The sequence below is a fragment of the Arthrobacter sp. H14 genome, assembly GCF_000520495.1.
GTDB lineage: Bacteria > Actinomycetota > Actinomycetes > Actinomycetales > Micrococcaceae > Arthrobacter_C.
Genome location: NZ_KI914704.1, coordinates 34,172 through 50,085 on the forward strand (window position 1 = coordinate 34,172; position 15,914 = coordinate 50,085).

The 15,914-nt window shown below is 64.1% G+C and carries 15 protein-coding genes and 1 pseudogene; 9 read left to right on the forward strand and 7 right to left on the reverse strand.

Going from position 1 to position 15,914, the window contains the following annotated elements; genetic code table 11:
- Positions 1-397, forward strand: a 397-nt coding sequence (locus Y707_RS30270) for a winged helix-turn-helix domain-containing protein (RefSeq protein WP_035783084.1), incomplete at its 5' end; no start/stop codon positions are given.
- Positions 398-847: 450 nt separating this feature from the next.
- Positions 848-1,159, forward strand: a complete 312-nt coding sequence (locus Y707_RS28230; protein WP_035783086.1) for a hypothetical protein — start codon at positions 848-850, stop codon at positions 1,157-1,159.
- 115 nt (positions 1,160-1,274) lie between these two features.
- Here Y707_RS28230 and Y707_RS28235 read toward each other — a convergent pair whose 3' ends face one another.
- Positions 1,275-2,594 carry a phosphotransferase family protein gene (locus tag Y707_RS28235; RefSeq protein ID WP_081745065.1) on the reverse strand — a complete coding sequence of 440 codons (1,320 nt, stop codon included), beginning with the start codon at positions 2,592-2,594 and terminating at the stop codon, positions 1,275-1,277.
- Between the two features lie 193 nt (positions 2,595-2,787).
- Between Y707_RS28235 and Y707_RS0121155 the strand changes: the two genes are divergently transcribed.
- From Y707_RS0121155 to Y707_RS0121170, 4 genes are all read left to right on the forward strand, one after another.
- Entirely contained in the window at positions 2,788-4,452 is a 1,665-nt protein-coding gene (locus Y707_RS0121155; protein WP_026536521.1) for an ABC transporter substrate-binding protein, read from the forward strand.
- Positions 4,449-5,414, forward strand: a complete 966-nt coding sequence (locus tag Y707_RS0121160; RefSeq protein WP_081745066.1) for an ABC transporter permease — start codon at positions 4,449-4,451, stop codon at positions 5,412-5,414. The genes Y707_RS0121155 and Y707_RS0121160 overlap by 4 nt, the downstream gene beginning before the upstream one ends.
- Positions 5,415-5,488: 74 nt before the next feature.
- Positions 5,489-6,265 carry an ABC transporter permease gene (locus tag Y707_RS0121165; protein WP_442853319.1) on the forward strand — a complete coding sequence of 259 codons (777 nt, stop codon included), beginning with the start codon at positions 5,489-5,491 and terminating at the stop codon, positions 6,263-6,265.
- Positions 6,265-8,001 (forward strand): dipeptide ABC transporter ATP-binding protein, encoded by a 1,737-nt coding sequence (locus tag Y707_RS0121170; RefSeq protein ID WP_081745067.1) that lies wholly within the window; start codon positions 6,265-6,267, stop codon positions 7,999-8,001. The genes Y707_RS0121165 and Y707_RS0121170 overlap by 1 nt, the downstream gene beginning before the upstream one ends.
- Before the next feature lie 44 nt (positions 8,002-8,045).
- On the opposite strand, the gene Y707_RS0121175 is transcribed toward Y707_RS0121170, so the two are convergent.
- The 5 genes from Y707_RS0121175 to galU form a co-directional block, all read right to left on the reverse strand.
- The gene (locus tag Y707_RS0121175) at positions 8,046-8,837 is read right to left on the reverse strand and encodes an SDR family oxidoreductase (RefSeq protein WP_026536525.1); all 792 of its coding nucleotides are present in this window, start codon (positions 8,835-8,837) and stop codon (positions 8,046-8,048) included.
- Positions 8,838-8,874: 37 nt separating this feature from the next.
- Positions 8,875-9,534, reverse strand: a complete 660-nt coding sequence (locus tag Y707_RS29295) for a phosphatase PAP2 family protein (RefSeq protein WP_051442282.1) — start codon at positions 9,532-9,534, stop codon at positions 8,875-8,877.
- 41 nt (positions 9,535-9,575) lie between these two features.
- Entirely contained in the window at positions 9,576-10,580 is a 1,005-nt protein-coding gene (locus Y707_RS0121185; protein ID WP_155853245.1) for a hypothetical protein, read from the reverse strand.
- 280 nt (positions 10,581-10,860) lie between these two features.
- A complete protein-coding gene (locus tag Y707_RS0121190) occupies positions 10,861-11,487 on the reverse strand; it encodes a GNAT family N-acetyltransferase (RefSeq protein ID WP_026536527.1) in 627 nt (208 codons plus the stop codon).
- A gap of 13 nt (positions 11,488-11,500) precedes the next feature.
- On the reverse strand, positions 11,501-12,442 hold the full coding sequence (galU, locus tag Y707_RS0121195; protein WP_051442284.1) for a UTP--glucose-1-phosphate uridylyltransferase GalU: 942 nt from the start codon (positions 12,440-12,442) through the stop codon (positions 11,501-11,503).
- A 60-nt stretch (positions 12,443-12,502) separates the two neighbouring features.
- On the opposite strand from galU, the gene Y707_RS28245 reads away from it, so the two are divergent.
- From Y707_RS28245 to cpaB, 3 genes and pseudogenes are all read left to right on the forward strand, one after another.
- Entirely contained in the window at positions 12,503-13,123 is a 621-nt protein-coding gene (locus Y707_RS28245; protein WP_035783089.1) for a 5-formyltetrahydrofolate cyclo-ligase, read from the forward strand.
- Between the two features lie 118 nt (positions 13,124-13,241).
- Entirely contained in the window at positions 13,242-13,622 is a 381-nt protein-coding gene (locus tag Y707_RS0121205; protein ID WP_026536529.1) for an FmdB family zinc ribbon protein, read from the forward strand.
- A 99-nt stretch (positions 13,623-13,721) separates the two neighbouring features.
- A pseudogene (gene cpaB / locus Y707_RS33595) lies at positions 13,722-14,435 on the forward strand (Flp pilus assembly protein CpaB); the annotation flags it as partial.
- A gap of 48 nt (positions 14,436-14,483) precedes the next feature.
- Here cpaB and Y707_RS33050 read toward each other — a convergent pair.
- Positions 14,484-15,914: putative endonuclease domain-containing protein (locus Y707_RS33050; RefSeq protein ID WP_503487613.1), on the reverse strand; the 1,431-nt coding region annotated here is incomplete at its 5' end.

Consider the following 15,914-nt stretch of genomic DNA (forward strand, 5'->3'; position numbering starts at 1 on the left):
ACTGGAAGGCGGCGCCGACGACTATATGGCCAAGCCGTTCCGGTTCGAGGAGCTTCTCGCGCGGATCCGGCTGCGGTTGCGGGTCGATGGCAACAGTGGTGAAACCACCACGCTTACCCACGGCAAACTCAAGCTTGACCTGCGCACCCGTCGGGCCGCCGTCGAAGGACGGGAAGTCGACCTCTCCGCCCGTGAATTCGCGCTGGCCGAGGCGTTTCTGCGCAACCCCGGCCAAGTCCTCAGCCGCGAGCAACTGCTGTCCCGCGTGTGGGGTTACGACTTCGACCCCGGATCCAACGTCGTCGACGTCTATGTCCGCTACCTACGCAACAAACTCGGTGCCGCGCATTTCGTCACCGTCCGCGGCATGGGATACCGGCTGGTCGACGGCGAATAGGTTCGCTTCGGTTCCTCGTCTCTGGAGGTCTCGTTGTCTACCGAAGACCGCGCGGGGCCACGGGGCTTCGGATGGACATGGATGCCGCACCAGCAGGCTGATATCGCTCTTCCCAGCGCATCCAGAATCTACTCGACAATATGTGTGCGTATGCAGCGCTTTACGAATTCACTCGACAATATGTGTGCGTATCCGCGGGTGGATACAACGCCTGTTGCCGAGTAGATTGCATCGGCTCCCCAGGACCTGGGGTAACTTGCGGTCGACACAAAGAAGGCGGACGGGCCGCTGGGGAAACGGTCCGCCCGCCCTTTTGGCGGCGACTTAGGGGGTTAGTCGCCTTAGCCAGCGCTGGGAGCTGACTGTGCACTTTGAGCCGATACCGGTGACGGCGCTGAAGGCGGGGTCAACGGAGATACGGCTGAAACGGCGGTCGGAGCTGAGGCCGGCGTGTTCGGCGTGTTCGGCGTGTTCGGCGTGTTTGGCGTGTTTGGCGTGTTTGGTGTATTCGGGGTGTTCGGCGTGTTGGCCGACTGCGCACTGACCGGGGAGGGAGCAGTGTTCGGTGTATTCGCCGTGTTAGGCGTATTAGGCGTATTGGGCGTGTTGGCTGTGTTCCCGGAGGATGCCTTCACCATCCAGTCATCGGAATTAAAATTCCCGGCGGATACAACCTTCGTGCTGTCGTCCGAGCCTCGTTCCGCTGCCTGCGTTCCCGTCTGGATGATTGCCGGTCCCAGGTTGGTCTGCATCTGGCCGTAGTCAGCAGCAGCTGCGGTTGCGCCAAGTGCGACGACGCCGAGTGATCCGGTGACGATCCAGATGTTTCGCTTATTCATGATCTTTCCTTTCAGGTAACAGCTGGTTGCTGATAGATCTAGAATGCCGGTTCAATGTGAGAGGTCTTTGAGCCGGGGATGAGAGAGTTCTCAGAATCGTCATAACGGGCAATTCCGACGGCGGCCTCGGCCAGTTTTTCCGTTGCCTCCAGTCGTCCGAGCGCATCGCTATACCAGTCATCAGTACCGTTGCGCTTGGCGCCCGCGATCAGGGACAGAGCAACGCCGGCAGCCCGGATCCGGAGTCCTGCAGGATCCACTGCGGTGTCAAAACCTGCCAGGAATCTCTGCATGGCAGCCGGCACGCGCACATAGCAGGAATCGACGGCCGGCAGCACCGCCAGATGCCCAATGAAGCAGGCCAGGTCATCCACAAGCAAGCCAGGACCAACGGCGTCGACGTCGAGAAGCCCGGTGACCTCACCGCCGTCGACCAGCAGATTCGCCTCATAGAAATCGCCGTGGCTCGGCACCACCGGTCCCGCATCGGTCGAGGGCAGCAGACCCATGATCCGTGCGGCGACGTCCATGATCCGGCTGCGTTCGGCGGGAAGGGCTGCGGCCGCTGCCATCGCATAGTCGCACGCCCGGCTGGCCCACGAAGGACGGGCAGGCAGCTCCATGGCTTGCGCGGGGATACGCCGGAGCAGGTCAATCAGCGTCTCTGGCGCCATGGCCATTGCGCCGTTATCCAGCAGATCCTGCGCCAGCGGTGTGCCAGTGACCTTGCGGAGAGCCAGGACGTCGTGCTGTGGCGGGGCGTAAGGTTCCGGGGCCGGAATCCCCGCTTCGGCGAGCATCCGGTGCCGCCGGTGCATCACGTCGGCACGTCCGGGCCGGACGACCTTCAGGAAGGCTTCCTCGCCTTCGAAAGTGGCTGCGATGACCGCCCGGCGCATCGGACGGTAGCCGATCGTGCGCAACTGGACATCTGCTCCGGGTTTTCCGAAAACCGCGTCGGCGACGGCGGCGGAATCACAGGCCCAGGCCAGTCCGGGCAGCAGCGGATCGAGCGGGTGGCGCCACAGGATCAATTCAGGTTGTTCGCCACCCTCGGTCCGATCAGCTGTCGCAGGAGCGCTCAGCCGGACCACCGGGGTCGTCGTCGCCGGCACCTTTCCCGTCGTCGCACAGACAAAGTCTGTTCCGGCGTCCCCCGCCGCATTGACGTGCACAGTTTCGTAGATTGCGGTGACGCCCGCATGGGGCCGGTGATGGGTCTGGACAAGTTTCCAACTGGTCAGCCGCAGGCCCGCTGTCTCCAGTGCGAGCTGCAGTGGCGTGTGCATCGCGGCGCTTTCGAGCAGGGCGATATCGGCTTCTTCCCCAGGAAATGCCTTGAGGCGCGAGTTTTCCATAGCACCATTTGAACAGGGCAGCATGATGGCCGTATGAGCGACACATGAGAGCTTTCTCATCTGAATAAGTCATACAACTTGGACCAGCAGTCGAACACTTCTAGAGTTTGGAGGTAAGGAAGAGCCGTTCGGCCCGCAGCAGCCCCGATGACCGTGGCCCGCTGTTCCCCCAGCATTTTCAGGATGATGAGCTATGTCCACTCCCCCCAGGCCTGCCCGCGCACGGTTTTCGACGGCGGTGGGCGCCGTTTCCGTTGCCGCCCTGCTGCTGACCGGCTGCAGCACGGCAGAGCCCGAATCGAACCAGACCAGCCAGACGCCGGTATCCGGCGGCAACCTCGTGTACGCGACGGGCGACGCTGAACCCACCTGCCTCGATCCGCACGTCGGCGGAAACTACCCGCAGGCGCTCGTCTCCACCCAGTACCTCGAACCACTGGTCTCACTTAACGACGACGGGAAGATCATCCCCTGGCTCGCCACCGACTGGGAAGAGGCCGACGACGGCCTGAGCTGGACAATCACGGTGCACGACGACGTACAGTTCACCGACGGAACGCCGTTGAATGCGGAAGCTGTCCGGGCGAACATTGAACACCTGAAGGACCCCGAGACCGCGTCCTCCACCGGGTTCCTGGCCCTGGAAAAGGTTACCGGCACCGAAATCGTTGACGAATACACCATCCGGCTCAACCTGAGGGAACCGGACAGCGCGTTGATGGAGTCGCTCTCGCAGCCGTGGCTCGCAATCCAGTCACCCACCGCCCTGGAACGCTCGAAGGCGGAGAACTGCGAGTCGCCGGTTGGTACCGGTCCATTTATCGTTGACGAGTGGGTCAAGCAGAACTCGATCACCCTGGTCCGCAATGAGGATTACAACTCCCCGCCCGCCGACGCCGGTCACAAGGGCCCGGCCTACCTGGAATCAATCACTTGGCGGTTCATTCCGGAATCCGCGTCGCGCTACGCCGCACTGCAGGCGGGTGAGGTCGACGTCATCGACAATGCCCAGCCGGACACCATTGCCGCCGCCGGGAAGAACGACTCCATTGAGCACCTCAATGCTCCGCGGCCCGGGGCTTCCAACCGGATTGAACTCAATTCCAGCAAGCCACCGTTTAACGACCCGCTGGTCCGTGAGGCGTTCGCTCACTCGGCCAATGTCGACGCCGGCATTTCCAGCCTGTTCTTCGACACCGCCGAACGTTCCTACTCTCCGCTGTCCAGCGTCGAAGAGCTCGGCTACGAGGACCCGAAGTTGTTCACCTACGACCCCGAGGAAGCCAACCGGCTCCTGGACAAGGCCGGTTGGGACCAGCGCGACGCCCAGGGCTACCGGGTCAAGGACGGCAAGCGCCTGAGCCTCGAATTCCCTGTGAGCACCAATCAGTCGATTCCGGCCGAGGTGTCCCTGTTCGAGCAGATCCAGGCCACGGCCAAGGAAGTCGGCATCGAGATCAACCTCAACCTGCTGGATCTGTCCAGCTGGTACGGCGCACTGGCGCAGAATAACTATGACCTGGTCAGCGCCCCGTACACCAAGGTCGGCCCTGATGTGCTGCGGATTCTCTACCACTCGGATGGGATTGTTCCCGCTCCCAGCGGCTACTTCGCCAACCTCGCCCAGGTCGACAATCCGGAACTGGACAAGCTGCTGACACAAGCCAGCCGGGAAACGGATCCTGAACGGCGCGCCGCCCTGTATGAGGAAGCACAGAAACTGATCCTGGAGGGCTACTACATCCTGCCGCTCTACGACCAGCAGAACCACTTCCTGTACCGCTCCAGCGTCGAGGGCCTCCGCGCCCTGCCGACCGTTTCCACGCCGACGTTCTATGACGTGTGGCTCAATCGGTGACGCGTCCGGCCGGCATTGGCGGGCGGCTGGCAGCAGCCGCCCGCTGGTTACTGGCCAAGGCGCTGGGCGCCGCTTTTGTGCTGTGGGCCGTCACCACGCTGATCTTCTTCGGTATCCGGATGATTCCGGGAGATCCTGCTGAGGCGATCCTTGGTGGGCCGGGGTCGCAGGCTTCGGCCGAGGCTCTGGCGCAGGTCCGTGCCGAATACGGGCTCGATCAGCCGTTGGTGGTGCAGTATTTCGCCCAGCTGGGACGGCTGGTCCAGGGCGACCTCGGCAATTCCTACTCGCTGCGGATGCCGGTCTCCTCCCTGCTTGGCGAACAGCTCCCTGCAACACTGACCCTGGCCCTGCTCTCACTCGTGCTGGCCTGGGTTGTCGCCCTCGGCCTGGCCACCTGGTCCACACTGTCCGGGCGCAGCGCGTCCCTGGTGTCGTCAGGTTTGGAGATTGTCGGCGCCGCCGTGCCGCACTTCTGGCTCGCCAGCGTGTTAATCCTGCTCTTCAGTATCAACCTGGGCTGGCTTCCGCCGGTGAACACTGGTTCCGCCGAGGGACTCATCCTCCCCGTGGTGACCCTGGCGCTGCCATTGGCCGGATTCCTCGGGCAGGTGATGCGGGAGTCGATGCTCACCGCCACCACCTCGCCATTCGCACTCTCGGCCCGGGCACGCAGCGAAACGGAAGGTGGCGTGCTCTTCCGCCACTCACTGCGCCATGCCGCCATTCCAGGTATCGCCCTCTCCGGCTGGGCCTTCGGCTCGCTGATCAGCGGCGCCGTCGTCGTCGAAACCATCTTCGCCCGCCCCGGACTCGGGAGGACACTGCTCAATGCGGTCACCCTCCGCGATATCCCGTTGGTGACCGGCGTTGCCCTGGTTTCGGCCCTGGCGTACGTGCTGGTGATGGCCCTCAGCGACCTTGCCGAACGGATTGCGGACCCCAGGGTGCGTGGGTCGTGACCATCATGGCCAATTTTCGACGCCGGGTCCCCGGCCCCTCTGCCCACACGCGCCTGAAGGTGACGGTCCCGGAGATGCTGGCCGGCGTCGTCGTGCTTTCCCTGCTGGCTGCTGTGGCGTTTCCCGCGTTGCTGGCGCCCTACAATCCGCTCGCGATCAATCCCCCGGATGCGTTCCAGGGACCGTCGCTGGAGCACTGGTTCGGCACAGACGAATCCGGCCGCGACATCTACTCTCGGGTGATCTTCGGGGCGCGGCCCTCGCTGCTGATCGGAGCGGCGGCGACGGCGATCGGCGTCGGTCTGGCCCTGGCGCTGGGCTCGCTGGCAGGACTCGGCGGACGCGTCCTGGACTTCGGCGTCGGACGGCTGCTGGAAGTTCTTTTTGCCCTGCCCGGCCTGCTGCTCGCGCTGGTCTTCATCGCCATCGCCGGGCCGGGCGTGGTCACCTCCACGGTCGCGGTCGGACTCTCGACTGCGCCCGGATACGCCAGGATTATCCGCGGCCAGATCATCCAGGTCCGCGGCTCCGGCATGGTTGAAGCCGCCGTCGTCCTGGGCCGCGGACGCGCCCAGGTCGTGCGCCGGCATCTGCTGCCGAACGCCCTGTCGCCGGTGTTCGTGATCGCCACGTTGGGACTGGGCCAGGCCGTTGTGTGGGCCGCTTCGCTGAGCTTTTTGGGACTGGGCGAACCGCCGCCTGCCGCCGAATGGGGCGCTATGCTTGCCGCCGGACGGACGTATCTGACCACCGCGTGGTGGATGACGTTCTTCCCCGGCCTGTTCATCGTTTTCACGGCCGCGGCCAGCACAGTGCTCGGCCGCGGGCTGCAGCGCAGGACGGTGCGCTGATGGGTGTTTTTTGGCGGAAGAACGACGACGGCGGGCATCCCCAAGGTGTGCGGCCCGGCGCCGGCGACGACGGCGCGTTGTCAGAACCCCCGGCCATCACCAGCGGCCATAACGCCTTGCTCCGGGTCGACGGCCTCACGGTGGGATTCGGCGCCGGGCCGGTGGTCAAGGACGTTTCCTTCTCCATCGCCGCCGGGCAATGCCTGGCCCTGGTCGGCGAATCCGGCTCCGGCAAGAGCGTCACCGCCCGGGCGCTGATGGGTCTGGCCGGCGAATCCGCGCACGTCAGCGCCGACGCTATGGCATTGGGCGGCCGGAGCCTGAAGGACCTGAATCCGCGTCAGTGGCGCGGCGTCCGCGGCAAGGATATAGGCTTCGTCCTGCAAGATGCGCTGGTCTCCCTCGACCCGTTGCGCACCGTTGGCCGCGAAATTGACGATGCCCTGCGGCTGCGGACCAACTTGAGTCGGAACGACCGCCAGGCACGCGTCCTCGAACTGCTGCGCGACGTCGGCATGGACGATCCCGTGCTCCGGGCTGGCCAGCGGTCGGGTGAACTTTCGGGGGGATTGCGGCAACGGGCTTTGATCGCCTCGGCTATCGCGCTTAACCCGCCGCTGCTCATCGCCGACGAGCCGACAACAGCCTTGGACGCCACCATCCAGGCGCAGGTCCTCGAGCTGCTGGAATCCCTCCGGGGCGCCGGCACCGGGCTCCTGCTGATCAGCCACGATCTCGCGGTCGTCAGCCGGATTGCCCAGCAGGTGGCGGTCATGAACGGCGGGCGCATCGTCGAGCAGGGGCCAACCGCCTCCGTACTCGGCGATCCGCAGCATGACTACACGAAACGGCTGCTGCAGGCAGTTCCTTCCGGCCATCCCCGGGGCACACGCCTCTCCGCGGAATCGCTCCATGTCCACGACCGCGCTGATCCTCCGAGGGCTGATTCAGGCGGTTCGGACGCTGAACCGGTTTTGGAAGCCACCAACCTGTCGAAAAGGTTCCCCACCAGCAACGGCCCGTTTACCGCCGTCGACGACGTCTCCTTCACCCTCTCCGCCGGCCGTACTCTGGGGCTGGTCGGTGAATCAGGCTCGGGCAAGACTACGGTGGCGCGTATGGCGCTCGGCCTGGCGGTTCCCGACGCCGGCGATGTGCGGCTGTTCGGCGAGCCGTGGAGCGGTATCAGCGAGAAGGAACGACGACGGCGGCGCCCCTTGATCGGGGCGGTCTACCAGGATCCGCTCAGCTCCTTCGACCCGCGTATGACCGTGGAACAGATTCTCACTGATGCCGTCAGCCGCGGACGCACCGTGCGCGCCGGCGCCCGCCGGGCTGAAACCGCCCGGCTGCTGGATATGGTCGGCCTGCCGGTCACAATTGCAGCCCGCGGGCCCCGGAACCTCTCAGGAGGTCAACGCCAGCGGGTGGCGATTGCCCGTGCCCTGGCACCCGAACCGCGGATTGTTGTGTGCGACGAGCCGGCATCGTCGCTGGACGTCTCGATCCAGGCGCAGGTGCTGGACCTTCTCGACGAGCTGCAGCGCGAATTCGGCCTCAGCTATCTGTTCATCTCCCACGACCTAGGCGTCGTCAGGCACATGAGCGACCACGTTGCCGTGATGCAGCGCGGCCGGATCGTCGAGCAGGCCAATTCGGAGCAGATCTTCACCGCCCCGGAACACCCGTACACCCAGCACCTGCTGGAGGCATCGCCCCGGCTCGAAACGTCCTGAGCACCGTTTCCGCATCCCGTTCAAATCCATCACCCCCTCGGCCGTCACCTTGGCTGAAGCTCCAGCCAATCCTTGAACTTCACCGTCCCGAACGGGTCTCCCGGCGTCAGCATCCGCCCTTCCCTGAAGAACCGGCCGACCGATCCAGGCACCGGAACCGTGACAATCCGTCCCTTCCCGCCTGCGTGCTCCCTGCAGGCCTCGGCGGCCTCCCGCATCGGGATGACGTCCGGTCCTCCGACGGTCACCATGCCGCCGTCGGGCAGCTCGGCAGTTGTCGCCACGTCCAGCAGCGCCCGTGCGACGTCGGTCGTGGCGATCGGCTGGAAGGAAACCCCGCGGAGGGAGATGAACAACCGCGCCTTCGAAGCCGCGCAGGCGATACCGGCCACGAGATTGTGGAACTGGGCCGCACGCACGATGACCGTGTTCGTTGCGGAATCGCTGTAGGCCCTCTCCTGCGCGGCCTTGGCCCGGTAATACGCCAGCGGTCCCTGATCAACGTTGACGATCGAAAGCAGCACCGCCCGTTTAACGCCGGCTCCTGCGGCAGCGGCCGTCAAGTTCGCCGCTCCCGTGGACAGGAATTTACGCGCTTTCCCGGTCCTGCCGTCCAGCGTGTCAATAACGACGTCGACCCCGCTCAACGCCTGGCTCAGGCCTTCTCCGGAGACGACGTCGGCGCGGACGTACTCCGCGCCGTGACGGAAAGCCTGTTGATCCGGAGTTGGAATATTCCTGCTCAAGACCCGCACCTGATACCCGCGCCGCAGAGCTTCAGCAACGACATCCCGGCCGGCCAAGCCGGTCCCACCGGCCACCAATATGCGTTCCACAGTCGAAGTCTATCCGCCGTAGTTGCGCCCCTGGCGGTCAAACTGACGGATCCACCTCATGCCTGCCGCCGCCATCCGGCGCGCATTTCGTTTGAAACCATATCCACAGCAGGGTGACAATGCCCGCCGCAAGCAATAGTCCGGCGACCGTGTCGAACAGCCAATGCACCTGCAGGTACGTCCGGCTGACCATCACCAGCACAACCAAGCAGGCGCCGAGCACCCAGATCCAGACCCGGGTAAAGATGAAACCAGCGGCGACGACGGCGGCAACTGTCGCCGTCGTGTGCCCGGAAGGGAACGCAGGAGTATGAGTACCGGCCAGTTGCCCCTCCGGCCGGGCACGATCGACGATGAACTTCGTCAATCGGCTCGTGAGCAACACACTGATGGTGGAGGCGGCGGCGAACAAGGCACACTGCAGGTGATTTTTCAGCAACAGCAGGAAGACCACACCCTGGAAGATGAAGATCCCGTCGTAGCCGAGCCAACCCAGCAACAGTGAGACCTGAAGCAAGAACTGGTTCCGATGCTCCTGAATAAAGCCGTACCAGGCAGCATCAACTGGTTGGAATACCGCAGGTCCACTGCCAAGGGCGGCCATCAGGGCGAGGACCCCGAACGCGACCAGTAAGGAACCACCCGTGATGGCCAGGCCACGATTGCTGTACCGGCGCGGATCAGGGTGCATCTGCATCAGGCCATGTTATCCGGCACTTATGGGGCCGGTGGGTACTTCTAGGCCCGGCGGCGCTGCAGGACGTCGTCCAGGTTGTTCAGCCCGGTGCCCGGCTGGGCGTTCTCCGGCTTGGACGTCGTACCCTGCTTCGATGATGCGTTCTCAGCATCACTTGGCTTGTCCTGGCTGACCTTGACCTCAACCTTGGGGGCCACTGCTCCGGACTTGATGGACGGCTTGCCCTCCGGCTTCGGCTCGGCGGGCAGGTCCAGCGGCTCCGGGACCGGGCGGTCTGCCTTGGCCGACTCAACGTATTTGGGTTTCGGGAGCTCAACCGGCTGCCATGTCGGCTTCGGTTCTTCAGCCGGCTTAGGCCGTTCGGCCGGTGCTTCACCGGACTCTTCGGCGACGGCCAAGGCAGCCTTGCGGAGGTCTTCCGCCGTGAGCGGTGCCTGTCCGGGCTTGGCTTCGCTGGTGCTGCTGCTGGCCTCGGCTTTACCCTCTCCGGCCTCGCCGTTGACGTTCTCGGCGTCGAAAAGTTTAGTATCGCGCTTCGGCGCGGGAGCCCTGGTGACGGTGGGCTCGTGGGCAGGCTTGGCCGCGCCCGGTCTCGCCGCAGGGGCGGTACGTGCCGCGGTCGTTCCGGGATTCATCGCCTCACGGAACGCATTATCGACCCGGCGGGCTGACCGCTTACTCCGGTCGCGCAGGGCCAGTGCCCTCAAGGCGGCTACGCTGGCCAAGGCAACCAGGAAGGACACGATCGGCAGGTAGACGGCTGCGATACCGGCCAGGCTCAGGGCGCCGGCGATGACCGCAGTCAACAGTGCCGCCAGTCCTACAACGGCCAGTGCCGTGCGGCCGTAGCGGATCTTGAAGGCGGGAGCCGTGGCCTTGCCTGCAACCGTGCTCCCCGGGCGTTCAACCGGGACGCATGCGGCCGTGGAGCCGCCCGTGGACTTCGCACCGGCGCCGCTCCCGACGTCGTTGCCGCTGACGCTTTCTGCCTTGGGACTTGACGAGGCTGGCTTGGCGGAAGGTGTGGGATTTGAAGTATTTTCCATGATGTTCCCCTGAGAACTGGAGTCCTCCGTTAGAGAGGGTGACGTGACCGCGGGCATTGCCTGGGCGAGAGCCAAATCCTGCATCGTTGGACTCTCTTGGCGCCGCAGAAAATACGGGACGACCCACACCAGCCAGAGCCCCACAATGATCACAAGGATCGCTGAGCTGTTAAGTGAGATGTCCACGTACAAAACCGTAGAAGCTAAAACATTCCGTTGGCGGTATTAGTGCCGGTGTGTCGGAATACTGACGCTGGATTGTTGGATTTCTGTTGCTTTCCTACTGCACGGGTCCCATGGTGAGCCAGCGGTTGAGCAGGCCGCCCGGCGGGACTTCCTGCGATGTAAGAGCGAAGCTGCGGTGGTCTGCCCAGCTGCCGTTGATATGCAGATAGTTCATCCGCGTTCCCTCATCACGGAACCCGAGTTTTTCAACCACCCGGAGACTGGCCTTGTTTTCAGGACGGATATTCACTTCCATCCGGTGCAGCCCCAGAGCATTGAAACAGTGGTCGGTGGCAAGGGCGACGGCGGTCGGCGCCACTCCCCTGCCGGCACGGTCCCGGTCCACCCAGTATCCCAGCGTCGCCGTCATGGCTGATCCCCACACGATGGTGGAGACGGTGAGCTGGCCAATCAGCGTGGGCTTGCTGTGTCCCGGCCGCCGTTCCGCGATGATGAACGGCAGCGCCACTCCTGCACGAGCCTGCTGATTCAGATAACGAACCAGCTCTGTAAATGTGGGCAAATAGCCACCGGATGCCGGATTGGACGCCTCCCATGGGGTCAACCATGCGGCGTTTCTGCGGCGCACTTCGTCCCATTGCCGCTGGTCACGGTAGCGGATGGGCCGCAGAATCAGATCTCCGCAGGTAAGCGTTACCGGCCAGCGGCTTGTCCCGCGCATGCCGAAGGCGTTTCTAGGCCCCCGAGTCGGTAAATTCCTTGAGCCAGGCCCGCAGGTCCGGTCCCAGGTCTTCACGCTCGGAAGCCAGTTTCACCACTGCTTTGAGGTAGCTGAGTTTGTCGCCGGTGTCATACCGGTTGCCACGGAAGACAACGCCGTAGACTCCGGATCCTTCGCCCTCGGAATTCGCCAGGGTCTGCAACGCGTCCGTAAGCTGAATTTCCCCGCCACGGCCCGGCCCGGTCTTTTCGAGCACACCGAAAACCGACTGGTGCAGGACATAGCGGCCGATAACGGCCAGGTTCGAGGGTGCATCGGCCGGTGCAGGCTTCTCCACCAGCTCGTTGATCCTGACGTAATCCTCGCCATCAATTGCTGAGATGTCGGCGCAGCCATAGGAGCTGACCTCCGAGGGATCAACCTCGATCAGTGCGACAACAGAGCCGCCCGTCTTGGCCTGAACCTCGATCATGCGGCTGAGCAGTTCATCGCGTTCATCGATCAGGTCGTCGCCCAGCAGGACTGCAAACGGTTCATCGCCCACATAGAGCTTCCCGCGCAGTACCGCGTGGCCCAGTCCTTTGGCGTCACCCTGCCGAAGATAGTGGATGTCCGCCAATTCGGAAGCCTCCCGGACGGCGGCCAGGCGTTCGGTGTCGCCCTTCTGTTCCAGGGTCTGCTCCAACAGCGGCACCCGGTCGAAGTGGTCCTCCAGCGGCCGCTTATTCCGCCCGGTGATCATCAAAACGTTTTCGAGCCCGGCCCGTACAGCCTCTTCGACGACATACTGGATGGCGGGTTTATCCACCACGGGCAGCATTTCCTTCGGCATTGCCTTGGTGGCGGGAAGGAAACGCGTTCCTAGTCCCGCGGCCGGAATAACGGCCTTGCGGACGTTGTGCTGGCCCGGTGCATGGATTGGTGAAGCATCTGCGGCTGACGATTCTGTGCTCATTTGTCTAGGCTAACCCAAGGAGAATCGAACGCACTAAGCCGCTTCACGGATGGGGAAAAGATGACGTACACCGGAAGTTCCAAGCAGGACTCCCGCCGGCGGCTTCGCGACCGGCGCCGGTCAATGTCGGGGGACGACAGACAAACGGCTGCGGTTTCGCTGGCAGAACAAGTTCTCGGCTGGCTGGATCAAAGGTACGACGGCGGACCCGTCACCGTTGCAGCGTACCTGGGTGTCGGCGTCGAACTTTCAACTGATGTTCTACTCGACCGGCTGGAAGCCGCCGGATACTCGGTGCTGCTGCCTGTCTGCGAACCGCAGTACCAGCTGGCCTGGATCCGGTGGACGCCGGGAACCGAGCTGGTGCGGAGCAGTCTTGCGCCGGTGCTGGAGCCCGTAGGCGAGCGGGAAACGGTACAGATCATGGAGGATGTCGCCATCGTCCTGCTGCCCGCGCTGGCGGCCGACACAGCAGGAAACAGGCTGGGTCAAGGAGGAGGCTATTACGACAGGTTCCTTGCCTCGTTATCGCAGGTCCAGCGGAAGCCGCTCACTGCCGCCGTCGTCTATGATCATGAGCTTTTGACGGCCGGTGCATTCGACTTCACCCCGCTGGATATCCCGGTCGACGGTGTCTTTACTCCGGATCGGTGGCACGAAAGCACCACTAAAACAGTGTAGAATTAGCACTCGGAAACCGAGAGTGCCAATGTGGGACTAATGTCCCCGCTCGAAGTTCCCGCCACTGTTGTTGGTGTGCGGTGCTTGAAGACCGCTGCACAGAAGTGAAGGAAGTACCGTGCCTACCTATGCCTACGCCTGCAAGGACTGCGACCACGCGTTCGACATCCATCAGTCCTTTAGCGAGGATTCGCTGACCTCCTGCCCTGAATGCGACGGCTCGCTGCGCAAGAAGTTCAACAGCGTCGGTGTCGTCTTCAAGGGTTCGGGCTTCTACCGCAATGATTCACGCGACGCGAAAACGTCGACGTCGGCGGCAAAGAAGGATTCCGGTTCCACCAATGGCAGCGGAACCACGGATGCCGGAAGCAATGGCTCCAAGTCAGCTGATTCCGGTTCCGGGTCAAGCACCTCCGGCAGCGGAGACTCAAGCTCCTCCGGCTCTTCGTCGACGCCGGTCGGTGCCGGAGCAGGCTCCGCCAAGTCCGCCTCCAGCTAAGCCGCCACTCGTCCTCCACCGGATAGCGCCAGCCGTGGAGTATCCACATTCCCCGCCCGCGCCATTCATCCTTGAGTGCCGGGTGCCTAGCGTGGAGGAATGTTCCGACGATCAAGTACATCCCGGCTCCCACGGCGGGCCTCGACAGGTCAGCCATCCGGTGCCATCCCCCGCTGGGTCATCCGTAACCGGCGCCTGCTCGCCGCGTTGCTGTTTTGTTGTGCCGCGGGCCTGGCTGTCCATCAACTGACGCCGGCCGATGCCGCCCGGGTCAAGGTTGTGGTCGCCGGAAGTGACCTGGCCGCCGGACAGGTGCTGCGACCTTCGGCCTTGACTCTTGCCGACGTTCCGCCTGGAATAGCGCCCGGCTCGGCCTACAACTCAGTCGAGCAACTCATAGGAAAACAACTGGGAGCGCCGGTCCGCAGCGGCGAAATCCTGACCGACGCGGCGTTGCTGGGACCGGGCCTGCTGATCGGTGCACCGCCAGGAACAGTGGCCGTTCCCCTACGCGTCACTGACCCGGGCACTGTGAAGCTGATCCGGCCAGGAGAACGCGTCAATGTTGTCGTCAGCACCGGTAACGGATATGAACGGGCCGTCCAAACCGAGGCAGCCGCCGAAGACGTTGTCGTTCTCTGGACATCGGCCGCAGGCAGTGCTGCACAGGGCAGCAGTACCGGCAGCGGTGGAGGCTGGCTTGGCACCAGCGACGCGGAAGGACTCGTCGTCATAGCCACCGCCCCCGGCCAGGCGAAATCACTGGCAGGAGCATCTGCCCGCGGAAAAGTCTCCCTCGTCATGGTCGGGCCACATGGCACCGGCTATCCACCATTGCCGCTTCACCCGTCCACGATGCGTCTATCCCCAGTGCGGCGGTTTCTGCTCCCGGAGCCACTGGTCGTGATCGGACGCTTCACTTCCGCCCCAGGACGAATCCTGATCTTCGGTCGCCTTGTTGGGAAGTACCCAGCCATTATCGCGGTAATTCCCGGTCCTGGCTCCCGTGCCGTCGCCAGCGTCCTGCGGTGTTCCGTTCGAGGGCGCGGCGTCGCTGCCATCTTCGGTGTCGCCGTCCGCGGGCGACCGGCCTGGTTCGTTGTCCATATCGCTCCCATCATCCGGCTCAGAGCTGTCTTCGTCCCACCAATCGCTGACCGCATCGCCGCTGGGAGCGTCCAATCCGAGGTGGGCACCAATCAGGTCCGTACATGCCACGGGGTCCGTAAAGACCTCGATGGTCCACAGCGGCATGTACCGCCAGCCGAGGCGCTCAAGCATCTGCGGGCGGAGCCGGCTGCGTTCGCGCACGCTCATCTGCCCATATTTTTCCGTGCCGTCCGATTCGATCGCGACCGGCCTGGGCAACTCGGTGTCCCGGCCGGGTGACACCGGCGGCTGCAGCGGGTCGGCGGCAGCGACAATGTCGATTATGCCGTCGTAATGGTGCCATACGTTGGCACCACGGTTCCGGAGCCGGTCCACCAGATCGGCGACCAGCGGATCATCAGCCAGATCCCGCGGCTGGCCGCCTTCCGCCGCAGTGGCCGTATCCGGCGACACGGTTGCCGAACCACCCAGTTCGCGGTTGATCAGCTCGTAGAAGTCGAGCGCACCGTGGCTGAGCCGGGACGGATCCAGGTCCTGCGGCTTGAAGCACGTCAGGATGTGCAGGTTGGAACGGGCACGGGTCATAGCAGTGATGAACCGTCCACTGCCGGAGGGTCCGGACAGCGGTCCGAAGCTGTGCAGTGCCCGCCCGTGCGGTGTACGGCCGAAACCAAGCGAGAAAATGACGCTGTCGCGCACCAGTCCCGAGGCACGTTCGAGCGGAACCACCCGGAATGACTCTGCACCGGGATTGAAGAAGTCCGTCAGGGCCGGGTAGTTGGGCATCTGCATCCGTATCGCCTCCGCAACGCGTCCGGCGTGCCGCTTGCTCGCCGTAATGACAGCGAGCGACTGCCGCGGTTGCCGCCGGGCGTGTTCAAAGACCAGGTCGACCACCCGGTTCACTTCAGCCACGACGCTTTCGACGGCATCCTGGCCGGCACTTGGCATCCCGGTGCCATTGGGCAGGTACTCAACCACAAGGGAACGCCTGGCACCGGCAGCGGCATGGCCGTCCGGCAGACGTGACAACATCCCATCGTAGAAGGACTGGCTCAGATGCTGCACCAGATCCTCGTCGACACTCCGGTATGTCACCGTCAGGGTCCGTTGCGGCAGGACGCGGCCCAGGGCACTGGCGGCACTGGTCAGCGGCTTGTTTTCGTCGTCGCCGTCCGCGGC

Excerpts from the sequence above, each read along its gene's own strand:
- Y707_RS0121155 (WP_026536521.1), top strand. The coding sequence starts at position 2,788 with ATGTCCACTCCCCCCAGGCCTGCCCGCGCACGGTTTTCGACGGCGGTG.
- Y707_RS0121170 (WP_081745067.1), top strand. The coding sequence starts at position 6,265 with ATGGGTGTTTTTTGGCGGAAGAACGACGACGGCGGGCATCCCCAAGGT.
- Y707_RS29295 (WP_051442282.1), bottom strand. The coding sequence starts at position 9,534 with ATGCAGATGCACCCTGATCCGCGCCGGTACAGCAATCGTGGCCTGGCC.
- Y707_RS0121165 (WP_442853319.1), top strand. The coding sequence starts at position 5,489 with ATGCTGGCCGGCGTCGTCGTGCTTTCCCTGCTGGCTGCTGTGGCGTTT.
- galU (WP_051442284.1), bottom strand. The coding sequence starts at position 12,442 with ATGAGCACAGAATCGTCAGCCGCAGATGCTTCACCAATCCATGCACCG.
- Y707_RS0121190 (WP_026536527.1), bottom strand. The coding sequence starts at position 11,487 with ATGCGCGGGACAAGCCGCTGGCCGGTAACGCTTACCTGCGGAGATCTG.
- Y707_RS28245 (WP_035783089.1), top strand. The coding sequence starts at position 12,503 with ATGACGTACACCGGAAGTTCCAAGCAGGACTCCCGCCGGCGGCTTCGC.
- Y707_RS0121185 (WP_155853245.1), bottom strand. The coding sequence starts at position 10,580 with ATGGAAAATACTTCAAATCCCACACCTTCCGCCAAGCCAGCCTCGTCA.
- Y707_RS28235 (WP_081745065.1), bottom strand. The coding sequence starts at position 2,594 with ATGGAAAACTCGCGCCTCAAGGCATTTCCTGGGGAAGAAGCCGATATC.